The organism is Kitasatospora sp. NPDC094015, from assembly GCF_040304075.1.
GTDB lineage: Bacteria > Actinomycetota > Actinomycetes > Streptomycetales > Streptomycetaceae > Kitasatospora.
The window spans coordinates 116,134-140,505 of record NZ_JBEOUL010000017.1 but is presented as its reverse complement, the minus strand read 5'-3'; the positions used below and the strand labels follow the sequence as shown (position 1 = coordinate 140,505).

At 74.7% G+C, this 24,372-nt stretch carries 18 protein-coding genes and 1 pseudogene; 7 read left to right on the top strand and 12 right to left on the bottom strand.

The genetic code is table 11. The features are described 5' to 3' along the window. Positions 1–127 precede the first annotated feature (127 nt). Positions 128–1,171, top strand: a complete 1,044-nt coding sequence (locus tag ABT014_RS21315; RefSeq protein ID WP_350640571.1) for a hypothetical protein — start codon at positions 128–130, stop codon at positions 1,169–1,171. Positions 1,172–1,456: 285 nt separating this feature from the next. Here ABT014_RS21315 and ABT014_RS21310 read toward each other — a convergent pair whose 3' ends face one another. The 5 genes and pseudogenes from ABT014_RS21310 to ABT014_RS21290 all read right to left on the bottom strand — a co-directional run. Beyond that, a complete protein-coding gene (locus ABT014_RS21310; RefSeq protein ID WP_350640570.1) occupies positions 1,457–2,437 on the bottom strand; it encodes an NAD-dependent epimerase/dehydratase family protein in 981 nt (326 codons plus the stop codon). A 196-nt stretch (positions 2,438–2,633) separates the two neighbouring features. After that, the gene (locus tag ABT014_RS21305; RefSeq protein WP_350640569.1) at positions 2,634–3,488 is read right to left on the bottom strand and encodes an SDR family NAD(P)-dependent oxidoreductase; all 855 of its coding nucleotides are present in this window, start codon (positions 3,486–3,488) and stop codon (positions 2,634–2,636) included. 1 nt (position 3,489) lies between these two features. Further along, positions 3,490–4,089, bottom strand: a complete 600-nt coding sequence (locus tag ABT014_RS21300) for a TetR/AcrR family transcriptional regulator (protein ID WP_350640568.1) — start codon at positions 4,087–4,089, stop codon at positions 3,490–3,492. A 929-nt stretch (positions 4,090–5,018) separates the two neighbouring features. Next, positions 5,019–5,819 (bottom strand): PIG-L deacetylase family protein, encoded by an 801-nt coding sequence (locus ABT014_RS21295; protein WP_350640567.1) that lies wholly within the window; start codon positions 5,817–5,819, stop codon positions 5,019–5,021. Positions 5,820–6,307: 488 nt separating this feature from the next. After that, a pseudogene (locus ABT014_RS21290) lies at positions 6,308–6,766 on the bottom strand (SRPBCC family protein); the annotation flags it as partial. A 159-nt stretch (positions 6,767–6,925) separates the two neighbouring features. Between ABT014_RS21290 and ABT014_RS21285 the strand changes: the two are divergent. Together ABT014_RS21285 and ABT014_RS21280 are read left to right on the top strand one after the other, a co-directional pair. Beyond that, positions 6,926–7,615, top strand: a complete 690-nt coding sequence (locus ABT014_RS21285) for an ATP-binding cassette domain-containing protein (RefSeq protein ID WP_350640566.1) — start codon at positions 6,926–6,928, stop codon at positions 7,613–7,615. Beyond that, positions 7,612–9,555 (top strand): YhgE/Pip family protein, encoded by a 1,944-nt coding sequence (locus tag ABT014_RS21280; RefSeq protein ID WP_350640565.1) that lies wholly within the window; start codon positions 7,612–7,614, stop codon positions 9,553–9,555. Before ABT014_RS21285 ends, ABT014_RS21280 begins: the two co-directional genes overlap by 4 nt. Before the next feature lie 8 nt (positions 9,556–9,563). Here ABT014_RS21280 and ABT014_RS21275 read toward each other — a convergent pair whose 3' ends face one another. Together ABT014_RS21275 and ABT014_RS21270 are read right to left on the bottom strand one after the other, a co-directional pair. Then, a complete protein-coding gene (locus tag ABT014_RS21275; protein ID WP_350640564.1) occupies positions 9,564–10,949 on the bottom strand; it encodes a mycothione reductase in 1,386 nt (461 codons plus the stop codon). Positions 10,950–11,025: 76 nt separating this feature from the next. Beyond that, a complete protein-coding gene (locus ABT014_RS21270; protein WP_350640563.1) occupies positions 11,026–11,664 on the bottom strand; it encodes an endonuclease in 639 nt (212 codons plus the stop codon). Positions 11,665–11,841: 177 nt separating this feature from the next. Between ABT014_RS21270 and ABT014_RS21265 the strand changes: the two genes are divergently transcribed. Then, positions 11,842–12,027: a hypothetical protein gene (locus ABT014_RS21265; protein ID WP_350640562.1), complete on the top strand. Its 186-nt coding sequence runs from the start codon at positions 11,842–11,844 to the stop codon at positions 12,025–12,027. Positions 12,028–12,046: 19 nt separating this feature from the next. Here the strand turns inward: ABT014_RS21265 and ABT014_RS21260 are convergent, their stop codons facing one another. Further along, positions 12,047–13,264, bottom strand: a complete 1,218-nt coding sequence (locus ABT014_RS21260; protein ID WP_350640561.1) for a PP2C family protein-serine/threonine phosphatase — start codon at positions 13,262–13,264, stop codon at positions 12,047–12,049. A gap of 227 nt (positions 13,265–13,491) precedes the next feature. Here ABT014_RS21260 and tkt point away from each other — a divergent pair, with 227 nt between their 5' ends. Beyond that, positions 13,492–15,636 (top strand): transketolase, encoded by a 2,145-nt coding sequence (gene tkt, locus ABT014_RS21255; RefSeq protein WP_350640560.1) that lies wholly within the window; start codon positions 13,492–13,494, stop codon positions 15,634–15,636. Between the two features lie 48 nt (positions 15,637–15,684). Here tkt and ABT014_RS21250 read toward each other — a convergent pair whose 3' ends face one another. Further along, positions 15,685–16,179: a DUF6480 family protein gene (locus ABT014_RS21250; protein WP_350640559.1), complete on the bottom strand. Its 495-nt coding sequence runs from the start codon at positions 16,177–16,179 to the stop codon at positions 15,685–15,687. 198 nt (positions 16,180–16,377) lie between these two features. Here ABT014_RS21250 and ABT014_RS21245 point away from each other — a divergent pair, with 198 nt between their 5' ends. Continuing rightward, positions 16,378–17,388, top strand: a complete 1,011-nt coding sequence (locus ABT014_RS21245; protein ID WP_350640558.1) for an iron-containing redox enzyme family protein — start codon at positions 16,378–16,380, stop codon at positions 17,386–17,388. Between the two features lie 235 nt (positions 17,389–17,623). Here the strand turns inward: ABT014_RS21245 and ABT014_RS21240 are convergent, their stop codons facing one another. From ABT014_RS21240 to ABT014_RS21230, 3 genes are all read right to left on the bottom strand, one after another. Further along, complete coding sequence (locus ABT014_RS21240) at positions 17,624–17,782, bottom strand: STAS domain-containing protein (protein ID WP_350640557.1); 159 nt, start codon at positions 17,780–17,782, stop codon at positions 17,624–17,626. Positions 17,783–17,958: 176 nt separating this feature from the next. Beyond that, positions 17,959–19,503, bottom strand: a complete 1,545-nt coding sequence (locus ABT014_RS21235; protein ID WP_350640583.1) for an FAD-dependent oxidoreductase — start codon at positions 19,501–19,503, stop codon at positions 17,959–17,961. A 5-nt stretch (positions 19,504–19,508) separates the two neighbouring features. After that, the gene (locus ABT014_RS21230; RefSeq protein ID WP_350640556.1) at positions 19,509–20,639 is read right to left on the bottom strand and encodes an FAD-dependent oxidoreductase; all 1,131 of its coding nucleotides are present in this window, start codon (positions 20,637–20,639) and stop codon (positions 19,509–19,511) included. Positions 20,640–20,845: 206 nt separating this feature from the next. Here ABT014_RS21230 and ABT014_RS21225 point away from each other — a divergent pair, with 206 nt between their 5' ends. Next, positions 20,846–24,115: an ATP-binding protein gene (locus ABT014_RS21225; protein WP_350640555.1), complete on the top strand. Its 3,270-nt coding sequence runs from the start codon at positions 20,846–20,848 to the stop codon at positions 24,113–24,115. The last annotated feature ends 257 nt before the right edge of the window (positions 24,116–24,372 follow it).

Sequence of the window (24,372 nt, the reverse complement as noted above, 5' to 3'; positions counted from 1 at the left end):
GTTGTAAATACCAACCAGCTGCGACTGCCTCCGCGCCCAATCGGTTGCATTTACCACCTACTCGGTTTCTCGCCAGCTCCTACCGGCCCACCGCCACCCGCGGACCGGTCACGAAGGACAGCTCACCATGACCACTACCCCCGAGCTACGCCGCCACCTGCGCCACCTCGCCGTCCACCTGCTCACCCCGCTGCTGATGTGCCTGGGCATGGCCCTCGCCTACCAGGGCGCCTTCCACCAACCGACGCCCCACCACCTCCGGGTCGCCGTGGTCGGCACCACCCCGCAGGCCCACCAGCTGGCCCGGACGCTCCAGGCCAAGGCCGGCGATGCGCTGGAGGTCAGCACGCTGCCCGACCGCCCGGCCGCCGAACAGCGGCTGCACGACCGCACCCTGGTCGCCGCCTTCACCCCCGACCAGGCCCGCCCGGAGCTCCTGGTCGCCACCGCCGGCTCCGACACCGACGCCGTCGCCGCCGAGAAGGTCTTCCGCACCGTCACCGACCACCAGGGCATCCCGCTCGCCGTCACCGACGCGGCCCCGCTCGCCGCCGGCGACCCGACCGGCCAAGGGCTGTTCTTCCTGCTGGTGGCGCTGAGCATCGGCTCGTACGGGAGCGTCGCGGTGATCGGTACGGCCGGAGCGGTGCTCGGCATGCGGATCCGCGCCCTGGTCGCGCTGGCCAGCTCCCTCATCGTCAGCCTGATCGGCACGGTCACCGCCGGCCCGGTCTTCCACGTGGTCGACCACAACCTGGCCGGCGTCTGGGCGCTGGCCTGGCTCTACTCGGCGGGTATCGCCCTGGTCGGCGTCGGCCTGCACACGTTCCTGAAGCGGTGGACCACGCTTGCGCTGATGGTGCTCTTCGTGATGCTCAACTTCACCAGCTCCGGCGGGATCTACCGCCCCGACCTCCAGCCCGGCCTGTTCGGCGCACTGCACACCGTCTGGAACGGCGCCGGCTTCCTCGAGGCGGCCCGCAGCATCCTCTACTTCGGCGGCTCTGCAGGTCTGGGTGGCCACCTGCTCTCGCTCGCGCTCTGGTTCGTTCTCGGCCTGGTACTGCTGCTGACCGCCGCGCTCCACGAACGTCGGCACGCCGCCGTTCCGATCGCCCCCGTCATCACCTCGGATGAGGAGGAGGAGGAGGAGGAGGCCGTTGCCGTCTGACACCAGGCCGTCCTCGGCGGGGGCGTTCGCGACCCGCTGGCGGCGGCTCGGTCTCCTGCCGGCCCGCACCGAAGCGCGATCCAGGATCCGGCGAAGAGCGGATCGGAGAAAATCCGCACGCCCCTGGTGCCGTGGAACGCGGGCGCAGCCTCAGCGACGCGCGACGGCCCCACCCCGCGCAGGGCCGAGGGCCGAACCGACCCGCCGGTCGGCGCGTGTGGCCGTGCCGTCGTCGCAGCCGCACACCTCTTCCGCGTTCGCCCGGGACTCCACGGTCGCGAAGGATCACGGCCGAAGCTGGCCTGCCTCCTCCATGGCGCGCAGGGTCTCCGCAACGCCGGTCACGAACGGGCGGGGGTTCCACCCCAGCTCTCGTCGCGCGTGCGACGAGTCGGGCTGCACCCGGTGGCTGAGGAAGGAAAGCTCCCCCCGGGCGAGCAGCGGAGGCCTTCCGGTTGCCTTCGACACTGCTTCCCCGGCTTCGGAAACAACGCGGGCGAACCAGTACGGCATGACGCGCGGTACTTTTGCGGCCGGCCATGCCTGGTGAACGGACCGGGCGAGGTCGGCAAGGCTCAGGTACCGCTCGCTCGCAATGTACCGGCTCCCGACTCCTGCGCTCTCTGCCGCAAGGTGCAACCGTGCACAGTCGACCGCATGCACGACGGGAAGGCCGCCCGGAAGCAACATCGGGATCTTGTTCCGCGCAAGATCGACGAGGAGGCGGTTGAGCCCCGGTGTGATGACCGGAGCCGGCCCGTAGACGCCCGCCGGGTGGACGAATCGGACCGGAAGCCCGCGGTCGAGCGCCTGAACAGCCAGTCGGTCCGCAGCCTGCTTGGAACGTTCGTAGTACGTGCTCTTGGGCGTGGCATCGATCCGGCTCTCGTCGAAGGTCCCGTGATCGGGCCATTCGAATACGTCGATCGTGCTCGTGTGCACAAAGCTGTCGACGCCGGCCGCGAGGGCAGCTTCGACAGCGTTCCGAGTGCCCTCCGCGTTCACTCGATCGAAGATCTTCGTGTCGCGCTGCCACTGCTCGGGAAGGCCCGCCGAATGGAACACCGACTGCACGACCGCCATGGCCCGGCCGACTGCGGCCGCGTCGGTGATGTCACCGTCCACCAGCTCGACCTCGGGCGGCAGGACAGCACGCGCCCGGGGGATCGACCGCACCAAGGCGCGGACGGGCCTGTGCTGGGCCAGCAGTTCGGAGACGATGGCGCTGCCGACGGTGCCGGTCGCCCCTGTGACAAGTGCGGTCATTCCTGAGTTCCACTTCCTGGTTCTGCTTCATTGCCGCAGTGCCGTCAAGCGGCAGACGTCGCCCGGTCATCGAGCTCGGCGTCAGGAGGGGCGAACAACTCGTTCTCCCGGCCTGCGTCCTCGGAACTCCCTCGGCCGTAGGTGCGAGCCCGCCGCTCCACGACTTCCCGATGCCGCTCGCCGGGTTGCCAACCGGTCAGCGGGCGGCGGTCGCCCTGGGCAGCGGGAAGCTGCGGCGCATCACGGCGTCGAATGCGGCATCGGGAAGCAGCCGGCGGGCCGTCATCACCGCCCGGGAGAGTCCGCCGATGGCATAGCGGGCGCGCGGCCTCGCGGTGGTGGCGGCGCGCACGATGACCCGGGTGGCGGCCTCGGCCGGGACCGCGCCACCGCGCCGGGTGAAGCTCTTGTGGGCGTACATGTGGGCGAGTTCGGCCCGGAAGCTGCCGTACGGGTCGTCGGCGGTCGGCGGGGCGGTCATGGTGTCCACCGCGGTGCCGCCGAACTCGGTGATGGTGGGGCCGGGCTGGACCACCACGACGTCGATGCCGAACGGTGCGACCTCCAGACGCAGCGAGTCGCTGATCGCCTCCACAGCATGCTTGCTGGCGTGGTAGAACGCTCCACCGGGGGGCGAGAAGCGGCCGGCCATGGAGGAGATGTTGACGATCCGGCCGCTCCCGGCGGCCCGCATCCCCGGCAGTACCAACTGGGTCAGCCTGACCAGCCCGAAGACGTTGGTGTCGAACTGCGCCCGCACCTCGGCCGGGTCCGCCGATTCGACGGGCTGGTGCATGCCGTACGCCGCGTTGTTGATCAGCAGGTCGATCGCGCCGTGCCGGTCCTCGATCTCCCGGACGGCGGCGGTCATCGAGGCCTCGTCCGTGACATCCAGCTCGAGGGTTGCGATGCCCTGCTCGGCGAGGTCGGCGACGGTCTCCGGGCGCCGCGCGGTGGCGAAGACCCGATGGCCGAGACCGTGCAGTGCCAGCGCGGTCTGCCGCCCCATGCCGGAGGAGCAGCCAGTGATCAGGACGGTCTTGGTCGTCATCTCAGGAATCCTTCGCACTGAGGGGGGAGGCGCTGAGCAGGGACCAGATGGCCTCCTCGGCCCGGTCGCGCTCCACGGGGGGGATGTCGGTGACGGTGGCGGGCCTGATCGCCCGGAGCAGTCCGGCCAGGGCGCCGAGCGCAAGTGCGACCAGGAGCCGCGGCTCGCCGTCGCGGATCGCACCGGCGCGCTGGCCGTGTTCGATGAAGTCGGCTGCCATCTGGTCGAGTTCGGCCGCGAGAGCGCGGCTGTCCTCGTCCAGGAAGGTGTCGTGCTGCTGGTGCTCGAGGAAGGCGAACGCCTCGGGGCGACTGCTCGCGAATCCGGTGAACCCTGACCAGAACTGCGTGAACTGCGCCCTGGTCGACACGGCGGGCTCGGCCGTTGCTGCGATCAGACGGGCCCGCAGGTCACGCTTCGCGTCCTGGAAGGCGGCGTTGCCGAGCGCCTCCTTGCTGGCGAAGTGCCGGTAGATGCTGCCCACCCCGACACCGGCGCGCGCTGCTACGGCAGGCATCTGGGTGCCTTCGTAGGTCCGCTCGGCGAAGAGCGCGAGCGCGGCGTCGATCAGGAGCTGACGGATGTCGGGGTGTCTGGGCACGGAATGAATGTTCATTCCTCTCGCTCGTGAAGTCAAGACACACAGGTGTGTGATGCGCGGGCAGCGCGGGATACCAGGTCACGGGCGGTGGAGTACGGGAGCCTCACAGCGCGGCAATACCCGGAGTGACGTAACGGGCACCCCAGGATCGCCCGGGTCGACAGCCGCCTCGGGAGAGCGGCGGGAGCACCGACGAGGAGAGGGCCGGCAGGCGCTGCTCGCCGCGCACGCCACCACCGTCGCGGCCGGCCCTACCGGCTCGGCCACCAACGTCAGGGCTGCCAGGTCGACCGTCAGCTGCTCGTGCCCCGGATGAAGCGGGCCGCTGCGCGCTGCCGACGGACTGATCTCCCTTCCGTACTGGACCGTGGTTCTCCCGAGGTCGATCAGTCCTGCCTCTGTTTCCGGACAGCGGGCCATGCGCCGACCGATCAGGTCAGCCCTTGCAGTTCGTACCAGCGGGCGACGGAGTTCTTGTATCCCCGCCGCATGTGCCGGCCTGGGACCTCGGGGTGGCGGAAGACCCTGCGTCCTCGTGCTCGTGGCTGACGACCGGCGGTCGTTGGGCGTCGATCGCGGTGCGGCCGTTGGTGACGATGAACACGCGCCAGCCGGGGACCGGTTCGTACATCCACACGTCCGGCAGAGGAGCGGCGCTCGCAGCCAAACTGCGCTCTTCGCAAGTTTTGGCCTCTCCAAGGTGCTCGGCGAGTACAAGAGCACCCGGATCCGCGAACGCATCGCCGAAACCCACTCCCGCACGCCCCGCCCCGAATCCCCTCCACCACCGGCCGCCGATCGGCGCAGACAACACCCTCCGACCCGCGACGCCCCCCAACCCCCACGCCTGCCACCACGACACCCCGGCCGCCGGCCCGGCTGACCATCGCCGGCCTCCAACACGCGCCGCCGGCGGCCTGGCGCGGTGCTCAGCGCAAGATCACCTCGAAGTCCCGGCGGAAGTGGTCGAGTTCGGCGGGTGGCAGGATCGCCTCGTCGCCCGGCCGGTCGCTCCGGGGCCGGACCAGGCTGCGGAGACACTCCAGGGCGTCGTACTTGCGGGCCCCGGTGGCGGGCGGCAGGGGTATGCGGGCCGCGCGGTGCCAGGGCAGCCGGCCGTCGCCGGGGGCCGCCCAGTGCCAGGCCCACACCGGGTACTCCCAGACGGGTACGCCGGTCGCCGCCCCGGCCCGCAGGGCGGCGCGGCCGGCGGCCTCGTGGTCGGGGTTCAGGTCGCCGCTGTACGGCGCCACGCACAGCTCGCAGTCCCGCAGCAGGTCGAGCAGCAGCGCGCTCAGGTCCCACTCGTACCGGTCGACCCGGCCGTCGGGGAGGCCGAGGCGCACGCTCTGCACGTCCGCGCCCAGCCGGCCGAGCGCCTGGTGCAGTTCCCGGGCACGGACGGTCGCCAGGTCGCGGGCGGGCGGGACGCCGGGGTGCGGGTGCGAGGCCTCCCCGGCGGTGACGGAGACCAGGCGCAGGCGCACCCCCGCCTCGGCGAGCAGGGCGATGGTGCCGCCGAAGCCGAGGACCTCGTCGTCGGGGTGCGCCGAGACGACCAGCACCCGGGGAGGGCGGCCCGGCGTGGCGGGCAGCTCGGCCGGCGGGTCGAGGACCGGTAGTTCGCGCAGGCCCGGCCAGTGGCGCCAGTCGCCCTCCGGGGTCCCCGGCGCCCGGATCGGGTCGGCCGGCCACGATCCGGGCGCGGGGTCGGGCGGAGGGTTCGTCATCGGCCTTTCCCGGGCGCCGCCGTCCGGGTGAATGCCCGCGCGGTGCGGTGGCGGCGCCGCTCCCGTCCGTCGGCGGGCGAACCGCCGGCGGGGACGGGCCGGTCGCCGGCCCGCACCGCGCCGGGGCTCACCGTGGGGCCACCGGCCGTGGGCCGCTCTGGCGTGGCACCGGGCGGGGCCACGGCGGCAGGGTGGACGGTCGGAACGAGGTCCCAGCGATCACGGTTCTCTCCTTGACGTCGGACCGGGTCCCCCGCGCTGCGGGCGCCCGGCTCGGTCCGACTCTGCACCGCGGGCGGGCCGGTCGCACGCCCGGCGGGCGCAGGCACCCCGCGCGGGCATCCGGGGCGGCCTCAGCCCAGCCGCGGGTCCTCGGGCAGCGGGGGCGCGCCTTCGGCGGTCATCCGGTCCTGGGGACGGTCGCGCATCGGCGCGTCACCGAGGCCCGCGGCGGGGCCACCGGCGGGGGACGCGGCCGGGGCCGTGGTGCCCTCCGGGGTGAGCCGGCCGCGCCAGCCGCCGCTCGCCCGCCCCTGCTCCTCGATGAACCCCTTGAAGCGCTTGAGGTCGCCCATCACCTGCCGGTCCAGGACGCCGAGCATCCCGCCGGCCTTCTCGGCGAGGCCGTGCGGCTCGAACTCCATGGCCAGGCTCACCCGGGTGTGGGTGTCGTCGAGGCGCCGGAACGTCACCATCCCCATCTGCCGGACGTCACCGCCCACCGTGCGCCAGGAGATCCGCTCGTCGGGGAGCTGGTCGACGATCTCGGTGTCGAACTCGCGGCGGGCCCCGGCGACCTTCGTCCGCCAGTGGCAGTGCCGGTCGTCGGTCTGGCTGACCTCCTCCACGCCGTCCATGAACCGGGGGAAGTCCTCGAACTGCGTCCACTGGTTGTAGACGGCGTGCAGCGGGACATCCACATCGATGGATTCCTTCACCTTGGTCACGACGGTCCCCTTCCGGGTCGGCAGGCTCGGACGTTCCGGGCCACCGCACGCCTGCCCCGTGCCCGGGTGGCCAATCGGGCGGGCGCGGCCGGATGGTCGCCCGGGGGTGTGACGCGCCTGACAGGCATCAGCCGCGGGATCCGGGATACCGGACGGAAGGTGGAGATCTCGGGTGTGGAGGTGGCCGCGCACGGAGCGAGCGTGCGCGGGCCGCGAGGAGCGGTGTTCGAGAACGTGGACCTGCGGGTCCCGGCGGGCGGTCTGCTGGCGGTGCACGGGCCCGGCGGCTCGGGCCGCACCTCGCTGCTGCTGACGCTGGCCGGCCGGATGCGGCTGAGCGGCGGCTCGGTGCGGGTCGGCCGGCACGAGCTGCCCGGGGGCGAGCGACGGGTCCGCGAGCTGGTGGCGCTCGCCCGCGCCGAGCCCGCCGTCGCGCTGGACGGCGGCCTGACGGTGAGCGAGCTGGTGGCCGAGCGGCGCTGGATGGAAAGAGACTTGACGATGCGTCAGATCGTCGAGGCGTTCGCGGCGGTCGGCCTGCGGGTGCGTGGCGGCGAGCTCGTCGGCGAGCTGCCGGCGGTCGACGGCCTGCTGCTGGCGCTCGCCCTGGCGCTGGCCGGGCGACCGGCGGCGATCGTGGTGGACGACATCGACCGGGGCTGTCCCGCCGCCGAGCGGGCGCGCGCCTGGCAGGCGCTGGCCCGGGTGTCCGCCACCGGGTGCACGGTGCTGGCCGGCGCCACCGACCCGCCCGAGCCGCTCGGCACCTCCCCCGTCCTGCTGGAGCTGCCCCGGCCCGGCCGCGCAGCCCGTCCGTCCGCTTCCCGTACCTCCGAGGAGAGCGCATGACCGCGATCCGGCTGGCCTTCCTGGAGCTGCGGAGCTTCCGCGGGCCGCTGCGCCGATGGGTGCCGCTGCTGCTCTGCCTGATCCCGCTGCTCTACGGCGCGATGTACCTGTGGGCGAACTGGGACCCGTACGGGAAGACCGCCCGCATCCCGGTCGCCGTGGTCGACCAGGACCGGCCGGCCGACACCCGGCAGGGCCAGCGGGTCGACGCCGGGGCCCAGGTGGTCGAGCAGCTCAAGGCCTCCCGGGACTTCGACTGGAAGTTCGTGGACGAGACGGAGGCCCGGGGCGGCCTGGAGAGCGGCCGGTACGCCTTCACGGTGCACATCCCGGCCGACTTCAGCGGCCGGCTGGCCACCGGCCCGGACACCCGCCCGGTGCAGGCCACGATCGGGATCGAACTCAACGACGCCAACAACTACATCGCCGGCATCATGACCGAGGTGGTCCAGTCCCGGTTGCAGGACCGGATCAACTCCGCCGCGCACGAGGCCTACGTCCGGGCGATCTACGGCCGGCTGGGCGACGTCCGCTCGAAGCTCGGCACCGCGGCGGACGGCGCGCAGGCCTTGGTGGACGCCACCACCGTGGCCCAGCAGGGCAGTTCGGCGGCGGCGGACGCCACCACCACGCTGCACACCGGCTCCGCCCAACTGGCGGACGGCGCACGGGAGATCAGCGAGGCCACCGGACAGGTCGACCGGGCCGCCGCGGCCCTCGACCAGGCCGCCGCCCAGCAACTCCCGGCCGCCGCCGACGCGCTGGCCGACGCGGCGGGCACGGCCGCCACCGGCCTGGACGCCGTCCACGGCGGCACCGGCCAGGTCCGGCAGGGCACCGCCGCGGCCACCGCCGACCTGGCCCGGCTGGCCGACGCCCACCCCGAACTGCGCGACGACCCGCTCTACCAGCGCGCGCTGCGGGACGCCACCGCCGTCGGCACCGCGGCCGCGCAGATCGACGACCGGGCCGCCGGCGCCGCCGACCAGGCCCACCGGGCGGCCCAGCAGGCCACCGCGGTCCGGGCCTCGACCGCCACCCTCCAGCAGCGGGTCCGCGACGCGCGCACCCCGCTCGCCCTGATCGACTCCGGCGCGCGGAACGTGGCCGCCGGCGCGGACACCGTGACCGCCGGGCTCGGCACCCTCCAGCAGGGGTCCGGCGCGCTGCGGACCGCCGCCGACCAGGCGCACGACGGCGCCACCAAGCTGGCGGGCCTGATCGGCGACGGCCGGGCGCAGATCCCGGCCCTCAGCGACGACCAACTCGCCGAGGCCTCCCAGGTGCTGGGCACGCCCGTCCGGATCGAGCGCACCAACCTGCACCCCGCCGGCGTGTACGGGCGGGGCCTGGCACCGTTCTTCTTCGGCATCGCGCTGTGGGTGTTCGGCCTGTTCGCCTACCTGCTGCTGCGGCCGGTCAACCGCCGGGCGCTGGCGGGGCGCACCCGCTCCGCCACGGTCGCCGTCGCCGGCTGGCTGCCCGGCGCGGTGCTCGGCGCCGTCGGCGCGCTGGTCCTGTACGGCGTGGTCGACCTGACCCTCGGACTGCGCCCGGAGCGGCCGCTGGAGACGGTGGCACTGCTGCTGGTCGGAGCTGCCGCGTTCGTCGCGATCGACCACTCCCTGCGGACCGCGTTCGGCACGGTCGGGGACGTGCTGTCGCTGGTCCTGCTGATCCTCCAACTCACCGCCTCCGGCGGGCTGTACCCGGTGCAGACCACCCCGGCGTTCTTCCAGGCCGTCCATCCGCTGCTGCCGATGACCTACCTGGTGGACGGCCTGCGGGTGACGATCTCCGGCGGGCTCACCTCCCACCTGCTGCGGGACGGGCTGGTGCTGGCCGCCTTCGGCCTCGCCTTCCTGGCCCTCACCACCCTGACCGTGCACCGGCAGCGCGGCTGGACGGTCGCCCGGCTGCATCCCGACGTCGAGCTGTGAGGCCGTGGTCAGCCCTGGTGGCCCGGTTCGAGGTCGAGGTCGAGCAGCGCGTTGACCACCACCTCGGTGAGCGCGGGGTGGATCCAGTACGGGGCTCCGGCGAGCGTGGCGGCGTCGATGTCGAGGGTCATCGCGATGACCAGCGGCTGGATCAGGGTGTCGGCCTGCGGACCGAGAATGTGGGCACCGAGCAGCCGACCGGTGCCGGGTTCCGCGATCACCTTGCAGAAGCCGGTGGTGTCCTCCAGCGCCCACCCGTAGGCGACGTCCGCGTACCGGCGCACCGAGGTCCGGTACGCCAGGCCCTCCCGGCGGCAGTCCTGCTCGGTGCGGCCGACCTGGGCGATCCGCGGGCTGGTGAAGACCGCGGCGGGCACCACCCGGTGGCTGGTGCTCGCCAGGTCGTCGGGGTGCAGCAGGTTGTGCGCGACCACGTGCGCCTCGCGGTTGGCGACGTGCTTGAGCGGTACCGGGGTGCACACGTCGCCGAGGGCGAACACACCGGGCGCGGTGGTGCGCTGGTGGGCGTCGACCACGATCCGGCCGTCCTCCCGCAGCGCGATCCCGGCCCGGTCGGCGTCGAGGCTGTCGCTGTTGGGGGTGCGGCCGACCGCGACCAGCAGCTGATCGGCCGCCACCACGGAACCGTCGTCCAGCACCAGGCGCAGCTCGCCCGGCTGCCCCTCCAGCCGGGTCAGCCGGGTGCCGGTGCGCACGTCGTAGCGGGCGCGGGCGATCCGGGTGTAGGCCCGGGACACCGACTCGTCCTGCGGGGCGAGCAGGGTGTCGTGCTGCTCGACGACGGTGATCCGGCTGCCCGCCGCGTGGAAGACGTGGGCCAGCTCGGCGGCGATGTAGCCGCCGCCGAGCACGGCCAGGTGGCGCGGCGGGGCGGCCAGCCGCATCACGGTGTCGGAGGTCTCGTACGGCAGCCCCGAGTCGCGGACGGGCGGCGGCACCACCGGGCGGCCGCCGACCGCCACCACCACCTGGTCGGCGGTGATCGGCAGTTCGCCGCCCTCGCCCTGCACCAGCAGCGTCCGCGCGCCGGTGAAGCGGGCCCGGCCGTGGTACACGGTGATGAACTCCGCGTTCCGGCGCCCCTGTTCGCCCTCGGCCGCGTGGCGGTCCAGCCGGCCGAAGACGCGCCCGCGCACCTCGTTCCACCGCACGCCCTCCGCCGTGGCGGCCACGCCGAAGCGGGGGGCGTCCCGGACGGTGTCGGCGAGGTCGGCGGTGTGCGCGAGCATCTTGCTGGGGATGCAGCCCCGGTTGAGGCAGGTGCCGCCGAACGGCCCCGGCTCGACGATCGCCACGTCGAGGCCGGCGAACCGGTCGTCGATCACGGCGTTGCCGGAGCCCGCGCCCAGCACCACGAGATCATGGTGTCGCATGCTCGGAGGCTACCCGCGCCCGCCGGTCCGACACCGCAGCCGCGACCGCCCGGCCCGTCCACGCGGCCGGGCCGGCTCAGCCCTCGCGCAGCCGCTCGGCCGCATCGCCCGCCAGACCGGCCCGGACCAGCGCGACAGCCAGCCGGGCGCTCTCGCCGTCCGGGACCAACACGGCCAGCCCCGCCGGGGTGTGCGGCAGCCCCAGACCGGCCGCGGTCTCCCGGGCCCGGTCGTCGAAGTACGGGCGCAGCTGCGGCCACACCTGCTGGACCTCGCGGCAGAAGATCTGCGCCCCGACCGGGCCGATCCTCGGCACCTCCTGGAGCAGCTCCCGCACAGCGGCCGGATCGCCGCCGGCCTCCTCCCGCAGCCGGCGCAGGTCGCCCCGCCAGCGCTCCAGCACCAGGTCGGCGCCCTCCCCCAGCGCGGTCGCGGTGCTCTCGTCGTAGCGGACGTAGTGGGCGCGTCCGAGCGCGTCCACCCGTTGCTGCCAGCCGGAGCCGGCCATCGCGCGCGGGGTCCGCAGGCCGGCGGCGCGCAGTTCGCGGGCGGCGGCGGTGGCGATCTCCGCCTTGATCCGGATCGAGCAGAGCACGGTGAGCACCAGCAGCTGGTACAGCGGCGCGGGCTGGTCCCGCAGGGTGATGCCGGCCTCGTCGGCGTAGGTCCTCCCGTACCGGTCGAGCAGGCGTCGGGTCAGCTCCTGGGTGTCCACCGGGCGGCCTCCTCGCGGATCGGGTGTCCGGACGGCGCGGCGCGTCCCCCCGTGCGTCTGCCCGGGGTCCGGGCCGGCAACCGAGCGGGCTGTTTCCCGGCCGGGTGTGCGGGCAGGCGCGCGCGGACCGGGCCGGGCCGCAGCGCGGACGGCCGACCGCAGGACGAGGAGGGCGCGATGGTGAGCATGGCCGGGGACGGTGCAGAGACCGGGGCGCGGGGCCCCGACGAGCCCGACCGGAGCGACGACGGCCCCGGCGCGGAGGACCGTGCGCTGGAGCGACGGGTGCAGCACCACCTGGCGCAGGGCGCGGACGGTTCGCCGTCCGAGGCCGAGCAGCACGCCCAGGAGCCGCCCGACTGACCGGACGGGGGTGCCCCGGTCAGGGCTGGATCCCGCCGCCGGGCCGGCGCAGCGGGGGCGGCTGCCACTCGATCATCATGATGGTGGCGTCGTCGGTGAGCTGGCTGTCCTGGTTCGCGAGCAGGGCGTGGATCAGCCGGCGCAGCACCTCGGGGGCGGGCTCGCCGGCCGCGGTCGCGCGGATCACGAACTCGGCGAAGCGGTCCAGCCCGAACATCTCGTGCGCGGTGCCCTTGGCCTCCACCACGCCGTCGGTGTACATCAGCAGCCGGTCGCCGGGCAGCAGCGAGGCGGTGTGGGTGGTGCGGGGAGCGCCGGCCAGGTCGGCGAGGCCGAGCGGCGGCTCGGGCGCCCGGGCGAGGGCGTCGGCCACCACCTGCTCGCCGCGGATCAGCAGCGGCGGCGGGTGGCCGCAGGTGGACCAGTGCAGGGTGCCGGTGGCGATGTCGAGCCGCAGGAACACCCCGGTGGCGAACCGGTCGGGGAACCAGTCGGTGAGCGCCTGGTCGATGCCGCGGACGAGTTCGGGCAGGTCGGCGCCGTTGCGGCGGGCGTTGCGGCAGGCCGCGAGGGCGACCGCCGCGGTCAGCCCGGAGGCCAGGTCGTGACCCATCGCGTCGAGGACCGCGGCGTGCAGCACCCCACCCGCCAGGGCGTGTTCGAAGGCGTCGCCGCCCAGGTCGTAGGCAGGCTCCAGGACGGCGGTGGAGACCACCTGCGGGGTCGCCAGGGTGCGGGCGGGCAGGAAGGCGCGGAGCATCTCGGCGGGCAGCGTCATGGTGTCGGCGCGGGTGTTGCGGGCGTAGCTGTCGCTGGTGTGCCGGCGGGAGGCGATGATCGTGGCGAGCAGCCCGGCCAGCAGGCGGCAGCGGCGCAGCCCCGTACCGTCCAGCTGCCGGGCGCCGACCAGCAGCACGCCGAGCCGCTCGGCGCCGTCGACCAGCGGGAACCACGCCTGGAGGCCGCCGCCGCCGTCCTCGGTGACGCGCAGCGAGCCGGTGCGGTAGCACCAGCCGGCCAGGCTGCCGTCGATCGGCACGGCGGTGCCGCCGGAGACCGGCAGCAGCCGGTTCTGCTGGATGTCCGCGAGGTACACGGTGCTGTCGCCGATGCCGAGGGTCCGGGTGAAGCGCTCGGCGATGGCGGGTACGTCCGCCGGATCCAGGGTGCGGCCGGAGGCGAGGAGCTGCTCGAGCAGTTCCTCGCCCTCGCCGAGCGGGGGTGGACGGTTCGACATTCCCCCAGCCCAGCGCAGGAGCGGTGGGCCGGCGCGCGCACTGGGCCGGACGGGTCAGCGCCCCGCCCGCGCCCCGGCGGCCCGGCGCGGGCCCGCGCGGACGGCCGTGCCCGGCGTTCCGGAGGGTGAATCGGCGGCCGCACCGGCCATACCGGCCCGGACACCGGGTAGGCGCTGGTGGGCCCGGCCCCGGCCTGAACGACCACCCGACCCGTGGGAGGACCCCGATGACACCGCCTGAGCAGTCCCGTCCGAGCCGTCACCAGTCGCTGGCCGACCCCGTCGCGCAGCGGGCGGGCTGGGACCCCGTGGACGTCCGGGCCGTGGACACCGCCCGCCTGCTGGCGGCCGACGCCGTGCAGCGCACCGGCAACGGCCACCCCGGCACCGCGATGAGCCTCGCCCCGCTGGCCCACCTGCTGTTCCAGGACGTGCTGCGGCACGATCCCGCGGACGACCGGTGGCTGGGGCGGGACCGCTTCGTGCTGTCCTGCGGCCACACCAGCCTGACCCTGTACGTCCAGCTGTACCTGACCGGGTACGGGCTGGAACTGGACGATCTGAAGGCGCTGCGGACCTGGGGCTCGGCGACCCCCGGGCACCCCGAGTACCGGCACACCCGCGGGGTGGAGATCACCACCGGCCCGCTCGGGCAGGGCCTGGGCGCGGCCGTCGGGATGGCGATGGCGGCCCGCCGCGAGCGCGGCCTGCTGGACCCGGACGCCCCGGCCGGCGAGAGCCCCTTCGACCACCACGTCTACGTGCTGGCGTCGGACGGCGACCTGATGGAAGGGGTCACCTCGGAGGCGAGCTCGCTCGCCGGCCACCAGCAGCTGGGCAACCTGATCATGATGTACGACCAGAACCACATCTCGATCGAGGACGACACCGACGTGTCGTTCAGCGAGGACGTGGCCGCCCGCTACCGCGCGTACGGCTGGCACGTGCAGACCGTCGACTGGACCGCGACCGGCCGCTACGTCGAGGACGTGGACGCCGTCCTGGACGCGCTGCGGGCGGCCCGCGCCGAGACCGCCCGGCCCTCGCTGCTGGTGCTGCGCACCATCATCGGCTGGCCCGCGCCCAACCTCCGCGACACCGGCAAGGCGCACGGCGCCGCGCTCGGCGAGGACGAGGTGGCCGCCACCAAGGAGCTGCTCGGCTTCGACCCGGCCCGGCACTTCACGGTCGAGGAGGACGTGCTCGCCCGCACCCGGGCCGCCCGCGACCGCGGCCGCGAACTGCACGAGGCCTGGACCCCGCACTACGAGCGCTGGCGCGCCGAGCACCCCGAGCGGGCGGCGCTGCTGGACCGGCTGTCCGAGCAGCGGCTGCCGGACGGCTGGGCGGACCACCTGCCGGTCTTCCCCGCCGACCCGGGCGGGCTCGCCACCCGGGCCGCCTCCGGCCGGGTGCTGACCGCGCTCGCGCCGGTGCTGCCCGAGCTGTGGGGCGGTTCGGCCGACCTCGCCGGCAGCAACAACACCACCATGGACGGCGAGCCGTCCTTCCTGCCGGAGGGCGTGGAGACCGCCGAGTGGAAGGGCGGCCCGTACGGGCGCACCCTGCACTTCGGGATCCGCGAGCACGCGATGGGCGCCACGCTGAACGGCATCGCGTTGCAGAGCCTGACCCGGCCCTACGGCGGCACCTTCCTGACCTTCAGCGACTACATGCGGCCGGCGGTGCGGTTGGCGGCGCTGATGGAACTGCCGACGATCTACATCTGGACGCACGACTCGATCGGCCTCGGCGAGGACGGCCCGACCCACCAGCCGGTGGAGCACCTCGCCGCGCTGCGCGCGATCCCGGGCCTGGACGTGGTGCGGCCCTGCGACGCCAACGAGACGGCCGCCTGCTGGCAGGCGCTGCTCGGCCGGCACGACCGGCCGACCGGGCTGGTGCTGACCCGGCAGAAGGTGCCGGTGCTGGAGCGCGGCGGGGACGGGTGCGCGCCGGCCGCCGGCGCCGCCCGCGGCGGGTACGTGCTGCGCGACGCGGCCGGCGGCGCGGAGCCCCGGGTGCTGCTGCTGGGCACCGGCTCCGAGGTGCACATCGCCCTGGCGGCGCAGGAGTTGCTGGCCGCCGAGGGGGTGGCGAGCCGGGTGGTCTCGCTGCCCTGCCTGGAGTGGTTCGCCGCCCAGCCGGCCGCGTACCGGGACGAGGTGCTGCCGCCGGCGGTCACGGCGCGGGTGAGCGTGGAGGCGGGCGTGGCGCTCGGCTGGCGGGAGCTGGTCGGCGCGCGCGGACGGATCGTCAGCCTCGACCACTTCGGCGCCTCCGCCGACTACCAGCGCCTGTACGCCGAGTTCGGCCTCACCCCGGAGGCGGTGGCCGAGGCGGCGCGGCAGAGCCTGGCCGAGACCGGCTGAGGCCACTCGGGACGGCGGGCCGGTGGGTCCCACTCAGGGGCCCGCCGGTCACCAGGCGAAGATCCGGGCGACCAGGAACGCGAGCACGCACACCACCAGCAGCCCGATCACCAGCAGTGGCCAGACGCCCCAGGCGTTGCGCAGTTCGTCGGGCTCGGGCACCGAGATCCCCGCCGTGGTGCTCGCCTCCCCGGGCGGGGTCTCGGTGGGGGCCACGCCGCGGTGCGGGACGGTGGCATGGTCGGGGGCGGCGACGTGGTCCGGAACGGCGACGGACTCCCCCTCCCCCTCCAGCACGTCCAGGGTGGCGGCCAGGTCCAGTTCCGGCCCCGGCCCGTCGGGGCCGGCGACGCGCGCGAAGCAGAACGCCCCGTCGTGCGAGAAGACCGCCTCCACCGACCGGTGCGGCCGGGTCATCAGCATCCGCTCGATCGCGCCGGTGCGGTCGGCGAGCTGGTCGACCGCCCAGCCGCTGCGCCACGCCCACGCGTACAGATCCGCCTGGTCCTCGCTCGGCGGGCGCTGGATCCGGGACTCGCTCATCTCGCTGCCTCCTGTGCGGGCCGGGTGGCCCCGAGGGCCTCGCTCCGAGTGGTTCGGTCGGCGAACCACCGGGGCGCCTGCCCTGCGGGCCGACCGGGAAACGGCGCGCCGGATCGCCGGGCCGGCCGCGCGTGGAGCGGCCGGGGTTGGGCAGGCGCCGGGCCGGTACCGAACCGCCGTCGGCCCGGAGGAGGAACCATGGCCGCACCGACCTGCGCCCGGGCGCCCGCCCTGCCCGCCGCGCGCGGGCCACTCTCGGAGGCCGTCCGTGCCCTGCTGCTCGCTGCGCCCGTGGCGTCCGCGGGCCGCCCGGTGCCGCCGGTCGACGGCGACCCGTGGGGCGAGGACCACCAGCTGGCCCTGTACACCTGCTACGAGCTGCACTACCGGGGCTTCGCCGGGGTCGATCCGGACCTCGAGTGGCACCCCGAACTGCTGGCGCTGCGGCGGGCGTTGGAAGGTCCGGTACTGGCGGAGCTGCGGGCGGCCACCCGACCGGTGCCGCCGCTGGCGGAGCTGCTGGACGGGCTGCTGATCGAGCCGCACCGGGGCACCGGGCTCTCGCACTTCCTGCTCGCCGAGGGCACCCGCGCGCAGGCCCGGGAGTACCTGGTGCACCGCTCGCTCTACCACCTCAAGGAGGCGGACCCGCAGGCCTGGGCGATCCCCCGGCTGCCCGCGGCGGCCAAGGCGGCGTTCGTGGCGATCGAGTTCGACGAGTACGGTGCGGGCCGCCCCGAGCGGCTGCACGCCACGCTGTTCGCCGAGATGATGGCCGACTTCGGGCTCGACCCGGCGTACGGGCACTACGTGGACGTGGCGGCCGCCCCGGCGTTCGCGGTGGTGAACCTGATGTCGATGTTCGGGCTGCACCGGGCGCTGCGGGGCGCGCTGGTCGGCCAGTTCGCCACCGTGGAGATCACCTCCTCGCCCGGGTCGGCCCGGCTGGCGGCGGCCTTCGAGCGGCTCGGGGCCGGGCCGGCCGGCACCCGGTTCCACCGCGAACACGTGGAGGCGGACGCGGTGCACGAGCAGCTGGTGCGGCACGGGGTGATCCGGGCGCTGCTGGCGGCCGAGCCGGAGCTGGCGGCGGACGTGGCGTTCGGGGTCGCTGCGACGGGGGTGGTGGAGGAGCGGCTCTCGGAGCACCTGCTCGGCTGCTGGCGGGCCGGGAAGAGCTCACTGCGGGGCGGCGCCGGGCTCGCGTGAGGCGGCGGTGTCGGAGCACGGCGGCGACGCGGTTGGAGCAGCTGCTGCCGGGGCAGCTGCTCCGGGAGGTGTACTGGTCCGTCGCGTCGATCCACTCCCTCTGGGATGCCGGGCTGCACGAGCGGGACCTCTGCATTCCGTCGGGCCTGGCCACGGCGCCGAGCGAGGACGACCTGCGCCTGATGCTGATGTACTCGCTCATGTCCGCAGCCGCGCCCGCCGCTTGGGCATACGACTACGTCGATGCGACACTCGTTCTGACCGGATCGCCGGACAGGACGTACTCCATCAGCCATTCACCGTTCTGGCGAGCGGCCTCGATGCGCAGGCGCAGCAGCTCGTCGAGGCCGGAGGAGTCCATGAACGTCAAGGCGGCCACGTCGACCAGCAGCATCGGCGGAGCCGACCGCACGCCAGGGCACGGTTCCGAGGATCCGGCCGCCGACGCGGCGACCGGACCGCGCCGGCCGGGCCATCCGGCCCGGCCGGCCGCTCGGTGCGGCGCACGGTCGGCTCCTCCCGCTCCCGCGATGCGGAGCGTTCAGCCGGATCCGAGCCCGTGGGTGATGGTCATGCGTGCTCCCCGCCGTCGGCGGCACCGAACCAGCGGTCCGCGGTCCGCTCGAAGTCCGGGTGGTCGGGGCGGCCGGCGGTTGCCCAGGCGACCGTGCCGTCGGGGCGGACGAGCACGGCGCGCAGTCCGAGGTCGTTCCGGGCCGGCCCGGCCGCGTACCGGAGCCGGCTGTCCCGGCGCGTGGCCGAAGCGTGCAGGGAGCGGTCTGCGGTGAGGTCGAGTACGACGCCCCGTCCGTCGTGCATCAGATCCGCGAGGCGGGTGCCGTCCTCCAGCCGGAGGTCCGGGGCGTCTCGGCCGACCAGCGGGTGCCCGTCGCCCAGGTCGTAGCGGTTCGTCGCCCCCGATGCCCTGCTGTACACGTAGGTCGTTCCGTCCCGGGTCCCGATCAGGTCGCGGATCACCTGTTGGACCGCCTGGCCGTACGGGTCCGGGTTCATGGCCGCGGCCTGTGCTCGCGTCCAGTCGAGGGCCGACGCGCCGACCGGGTGGCGTTCGCGGGTGTAGGTGTCGAGCAGCCCGTCCGGGGCGTGGCCGTGCACGGTCGCCGCGAGCTTCCAGCCGAGGTTCATCGCATCGCCGATACCGAGGTTGAGGCCCTGCGCTCCGAGAGGGGAGTGGATGTGCGCGGCGTCCCCCGCGAGCAGGACCCGCCCTTGGCGGTAGGTCGTCGTCTGCATCGCCCGGTCGGTGAAGGTCGACACGAGCCGGACGTCGTCCAGCGTCACGTCGGTTCCGGACACCCGGCGCAGAACCGTCCGCAGGTGCTCCCGGGTCGGCCGCTGCGAGCGGTCGAACGCGCCGCCGTCGCAGTCCAGAACGCCGATGTAGTCCTTCGCCGGCATGTGCAGGTACATGCCGGTCGGCGTCAGGTTGAAGCCGGGGCGCAGCTTCGAGGGGCCGGCGACGGTGGCGAGCATGACGTAGCCGGTGAACTGCGGTTCGCTGCCGACGAAGGCGAAGCCCGCGAGCCGTCGCACGGTGCTGCGTCCGCCGTCGCAGCCGACCAGCCAGCGCGCCGTGTACGCGTGCTCCCCGGCCCGCACGACCACGCCTTCGTCGTCCTGAACGATGTCCGAGACCGTGACGCCGCGTCCGATCTCCACACCGAGCTCGACCGCCCGCTCGGACAGCGTCGTCTCGACCGCTTCGAGGGTCGTCATCATGCCCTCGGACGCCGGACCGGCGAGCCGGAACGGCAGGGCGGTGACGTCGATGTCGGCCGGATCGAGCATCACACCGGCAAAATGGCCCGCGCTCCGCGGGGGTGCCGGCTCGTCCGTGTCGGAGGCCGTGTCGGAGGCCGCGTCGGGAGCGTGGTCGACGCCCGAGGCGGTGAGCAGCCGGTGCAGCATCCCGCGTCGGTGGAACGCGGCCACCGACGCGGCGGACAGCCCCCGCATCCCGAGCGGGTCCGCCTTCCACGGGGAGCGGAGCTCCGGTTCCTTCTCCAGTACCAGCACGGAGCAGCCCGCCAGGGCGAGTTCGCAGGCGAGGAACAGGCCGACGGGGCCGGCGCCCACCACGACGACGTCGTGCACGGGGCTCACCGGCCCTGCTCGTTGATCATGTCGAGCAGGACCTGGGCCGGGTTGCCCTCGGAGTCCGTCGCCCGGACCTCGAAGCCCTCGAACGTGACCTCCTGGATGGGGCGCAGGAACATCGCCTCCTCGTACTCGGCGAGCGCGGCCTCGGTGTCACCGGGGTGCCCGGCCAGGGCCTTGCCGAGTTCGGCGCCGTCGAGCATGGCCAGGTTGGCGCCCTCGCCGTTCGGGGCCCGGAGGTGCGCGGCGTCCCCGACCAGGGTCACCCCGGGAACCCGGTCCCACCGGAGCCCGGCCGGCAGGGCGTAGTGGGGGCGCAGGACCGGTGCGGTGTCGGCGTCGGTGATCAGGGAGATGAGCTCCGGCGCCCAGCCGTCGAACTCCTGCGCGATCCGGGCAGCAGCCGCGGCGGGGTCGGTGAAGTCGACGGCGGCGAACCAGTCCCGCTCCCTGGTGAGGTGCACGTAGGTGTGCAGGGTGGCGCCGATCTCCCGGTGGGCGAAGATCTCCTTGCCCGGCGAGGGTGCGATCATCGACCCGCCGCCGACCGCCTTCGCGGCCGCGGGATGCCGGGTGTCGGCCTCGAACAGGTACGTCTCGACGAACGACGTACCGGCGTACCCGGGTGTGGCGTCGCAGAGCAGCGGCCGGACCCGTGACCACGCGCCGTCCGCGCCGACCAGCAGGCCGGTGGCGACGGTGCACCCGCCGGCGAACGTCACCTCGTGGCGGCCGTTGCCGAGGGCACGGACGCCGTCGGCCTTGTGGTCCCACCGGACGGTGCCGGGCGGGAGCGAGTCGAGCAACAGCTGCCGCAGGTCGCCGCGCATCACCTCGGGGCGCCCGCCGGTCCCGTCGTCGGCCTTGTCCATCAGGACGGTCCCGTCCTGGCCGAGGACCCGCATCGTCTGGCGGCCCGGTACGACGACGGCCCGGAATTCGTCCATCAGGCCGGCTGCCCGGAGGGCGAGCTGCCCGTTGTGGTCGTGGATGTCGAGCAGTCCGCCCTGCTCGCGCGCGGCCGGGGCGGGATCGGCCTCGTAGACCCTGGACGGGATGCCGTTGACGTGCAGGACACGGGCCAGGACGAGTCCGCCGAGTCCGGCGCCGATGATCGTGACAGGGCTGTTCATGAGGGTGACTCCTACGGGGGATCCGCGCCGCCCGGTGAACTCCGGCCGGCCGCCTCGGGAATGTCGGACACCCGGACACTGACGCAGGCCGCTCACACCGGGCGCACACGGCGCCGACAGGGCCGCACACGGCGCTGACACCCTGACAACGGGCCCGGCACAGCACGGGTTTGGGAACCCGAGGGTCCGCACGCGAAGATGGGACGATGGACAGGCTCGAGGACGGGACGACGGACGGGGACGCACGGCTCCGCGTCACGCTGCTCGGAGCCTTCCGGACGTCTCGCGATGACGCCGTCCTGCCCGTTCCCGGCGCGCGCCTGCAGGGGCTGACCGTACGGCTGGCGCTCGCCGGCGGCCGCGCGGTCGCGCAGGGCGCCCTCGTCGACGCGATCTGGGCCGAGGACCTGCCCGCCGATCCCGCCCACGCCCTGCAGGCCCTCGTCTCGCGGCTCCGCCGCGCCCTCGGCGCGGCCGGCCACGTCGCGCAGGCCGCGGGCGGGTACCGGCTGGACGTGGACGCGGCCGACGTGGACGCGCTGCGGTTCGAGCAACTCGCCGCGGCCGGCCGTGACCGCCTGCGCGCCGGCGACCCCCGAGCCGCGGCGGCCGTACTCGGCGAGGCCGTGGCGCTGTGGGGCGATCACCCGGGCACCGAGCCGACCGCCGTCGCCGCGGTCGCGCCCGGCGCCGCGACCAGGCTGGCCCACGCCTCGGTCGAGGCCGTGGTCGACCTCGCCGACGCCGAACTGTCCCTGGGCCGCGCCGACTCGGCCGCACCCCGCCTGGCCGCCCTGCTCGCCGAGTACCCCGTCCACGAGCGGGCCGCCGCGCTCCTCATGGACGCGCTCGCCGCCCAGGGCCGCCAGGCCGACGCCTTGGCGCTGTACGAGCGAGTCCGCGAAACCCTGGCCGACGACCTCGGCACCGACCCGGGCGCCGCCCTGCACGAGCGCCACCTGCGCCTGCTGCGCGCCGAACGGCCCGCCCCGCCCGCCGTGCGGACCGGGCCCGGCAACCTGCCCGCGCCGTTGACCGGCTTCGTCGGGCGCGAGGACGACCTCGCCCGGATCGACGCGCTGCTCACGGCCGGGCGCCTGCTCACCGTTGTCGGTCCCGGCGGCGTCGGCAAGACCCGGCTCGCCGTCGAGGCCGCCCGCCGCCGGAGCGGGGCGTACCGCGACGGAGCCTGGCTGATCGACCTCGCGTCGGTCACCGAGCCGGCCAAGGTCGGCTCGGCCCTGCTCGTCGGAGTCGGACTGCGCGGCGGCGCGATGTTCGAGGCCCGGCCCCGGGGCGAGGGTGCGGGCGAGGAGGTGGACGTGCTCGTCGAGCGGCTCGGCGGCCGGGAGAGCCTGCTGCTCGTCGACAACTGCGAGCACCTGATCGACGCCGTGGCCCACCTGGTCGCGGCACTGCTGTCCCGTTGCCCCGGGCTGAGCGTGCTGGCCACCAGCCGCGAACCCCTCGCGGTCGACGGCGAGGCACTCGTACCGCTCGGCCCGCTCGCGCTGCCCGGCCCCGACGACGACGTCGAACAGGCCCGGCAGGCGGCCTCGGTACGGCTGTTCACCGAGCGCGCCAGGGCCGTGCGCCCGGGCTTCGACGTGGACGGGACGACGCTGCCCGGGATCCGGCGGGTGGTCCGCAGCCTCGACGGGATGCCGCTGGCGCTCGAGCTGGCCGCGGCCCGCCTGCGGACGATGTCGCTGCCCGAACTCGCCGACGGGCTCGCCGACCGGTTCCGGCTGCTCACCACCGGCAGCCGCACCGCGCTGCCCCGGCACCGCACCCTGCGCGCGGTCATCGCCTGGAGCTGGCAGCTGCTGGGCGAACACGAGCGCACGGTCGCCGAACGCGTCTCCGTCCTGTCCGGCGGCGTCACGTCGGCTTCGGCCACCGCGCTGTGCGCCGGAACGGCGGTGCCGGCCGCGGACGTCCCCGAACTGCTCGCGGGCCTGGTCGACCGGTCGCTGCTGCAACTCGCGCCCGACCCGGGCCGCTACCGGATGCTGGAGACGCTGCGCGAGTACGGCACCGACCGCCTGGCCGGGACGGGCGACCTGGGCGCCGTCCGCGACCTCGCCGCGGACCACTTCGCCGAGCTGATGGCCCGGCACGACCCGCAGCTGCGCGGGTCCGGCCAGCCCGCGGCCATCCGAGCCATCGGCGCCGAGTACGACAACACGCTCGCCGCCCTGCGCCGGCGGTGCGACACCGGTGACGCCCCCGGTGCGCTCGCCCTCGCCCTGAACCTGACCTGGTACTGGCAGATGTTCGGCCGCCACGCCGACGCGGTCCACTGGCTGGGCGCGGCACTCGCGGTGCCCGGCGGCGAGCCGACGCCCGACCGCGACTGCGCCCGCGCGATCCAGCTGCTCAACCGGGTCGGCACCCGGTCGGCGACGACCACCTCGGTGGCCGCGGACGACCGGGCCGAGCTCCGTGAGCTGGCCGACCGGCTGCTCGCGTACCCGGCACTCCCCGGACCGTACGCCGCACTCGCCGCGCTCCCGCTCGCGTTCCTGGAGGACAGCGGGAGCGCGCCCGCGCTCACCGAGCGCCTGGCCGACGGCGACGACGTGTGGCTGTCCGGGCTGGCCCGCTTGTTCCGGGCCGAGTACGCCGAGAACGCGGGCGAACTCGCCGGGACGCGCACCGACGTGGAGGCGGCCCTGGCCTGCTTCCGACAGGTCGGCGACCGCTGGGGCCAGGCCAACGCGCTGCCGATGCGCGCCCAGCTGCGGCAGTACGACGGCGACCTCGACGGCGCGCTGGCGGACCTGCGCGAGGCCCGGTCGCTGACCGGCGAGTTCGGCCCGCTCGGCCCGCTCGACGAGGTGTTCGGCGACCTGCGCTGGATCGATCTGCACCTGCGCCGCGGCGACACCGACCTGGTGATCGCGATGATCGACTCGGCCCGGGAACGGGCGCTGCGGGGGAACTCGCCGCCGTTGCTGCTCCTGGTCGACGCGTGGGAGGCCGCCTTCCGGGTGCGGCTCGGCGACCTGGACCGGGCGCGAGAACTACTCGACGGCGCCGAACCCGGCCTGGACGGCGACACCCCTTTCCCCGGTGATCACGCGCGGACGCTGGTCGGCAGCGCACGGGCCGCGCTCTGCCTGGAGACGGGCGACCCGGCCGGCGCGGCGAAGGCGCTGGCGACGGCCTACACGGCGGCGCTGCGGACCCGGGACCTGCCGGTCCTGTCACTGGTGGGGGTGAACGCGGCCGCGCTCGCCGCGGCGCACGGGCGCCATCACGAGTCGGCCGTCCTGCTCGGCGTCGCCGCCCGGCTGCGCGGCGCTCACGACCGCACCGAGCGGCAGATCCGCGACCTCACCCGCCGAGGGCAGGCCGCGCTCGGCGAGGAAGCCTTCGCCGCGGCGTACCGGAGGGGATGGGAGCTGGACGCGATGACGGCCGTGACCGAGGTGGACCCGGCCCGGCTGTCCCGGGAACCCAGGACGGCGTAGCCGGCGCCCTGCGGGGACAGCCGTTTCGGGTGCTGGACCTCGAGGCCGACGACTGGCTGCGGCCGCTGCTGAAGCCGCGCGACGCCCCGGACATTGACGACGACCGGCACCTGCGGACGTCGGCCGGCGACGGACCACTGCGGGGCCCGCGAGGTGACCGCCAGGGGGAAGCCGCCGGGCTCCGCGACTTCTCCGTGCGCCCCGGCCTGGAGCAGCTGCTCGGTGTGACCGGCGAGGGCCCCGGGACGTGGAAGGCA

Coding starts and splice junctions, on each gene's coding strand:
- ABT014_RS21250 (WP_350640559.1), bottom strand. CDS start 16,179: ATGAGCGAGTCCCGGATCCAGCGCCCGCCGAGCGAGGACCAGGCGGAT.
- ABT014_RS21305 (WP_350640569.1), bottom strand. CDS start 3,488: ATGACGACCAAGACCGTCCTGATCACTGGCTGCTCCTCCGGCATGGGG.
- tkt (WP_350640560.1), top strand. CDS start 13,492: ATGACACCGCCTGAGCAGTCCCGTCCGAGCCGTCACCAGTCGCTGGCC.
- ABT014_RS21230 (WP_350640556.1), bottom strand. CDS start 20,639: ATGAACAGCCCTGTCACGATCATCGGCGCCGGACTCGGCGGACTCGTC.
- ABT014_RS21225 (WP_350640555.1), top strand. CDS start 20,846: ATGGACAGGCTCGAGGACGGGACGACGGACGGGGACGCACGGCTCCGC.
- ABT014_RS21240 (WP_350640557.1), bottom strand. CDS start 17,782: ATGCTGCTGGTCGACGTGGCCGCCTTGACGTTCATGGACTCCTCCGGC.
- ABT014_RS21310 (WP_350640570.1), bottom strand. CDS start 2,437: ATGACCGCACTTGTCACAGGGGCGACCGGCACCGTCGGCAGCGCCATC.
- ABT014_RS21265 (WP_350640562.1), top strand. CDS start 11,842: ATGGTGAGCATGGCCGGGGACGGTGCAGAGACCGGGGCGCGGGGCCCC.
- ABT014_RS21275 (WP_350640564.1), bottom strand. CDS start 10,949: ATGCGACACCATGATCTCGTGGTGCTGGGCGCGGGCTCCGGCAACGCC.
- ABT014_RS21295 (WP_350640567.1), bottom strand. CDS start 5,819: ATGACGAACCCTCCGCCCGACCCCGCGCCCGGATCGTGGCCGGCCGAC.
- ABT014_RS21315 (WP_350640571.1), top strand. CDS start 128: ATGACCACTACCCCCGAGCTACGCCGCCACCTGCGCCACCTCGCCGTC.
- ABT014_RS21280 (WP_350640565.1), top strand. CDS start 7,612: ATGACCGCGATCCGGCTGGCCTTCCTGGAGCTGCGGAGCTTCCGCGGG.
- ABT014_RS21260 (WP_350640561.1), bottom strand. CDS start 13,264: ATGTCGAACCGTCCACCCCCGCTCGGCGAGGGCGAGGAACTGCTCGAG.
- ABT014_RS21245 (WP_350640558.1), top strand. CDS start 16,378: ATGGCCGCACCGACCTGCGCCCGGGCGCCCGCCCTGCCCGCCGCGCGC.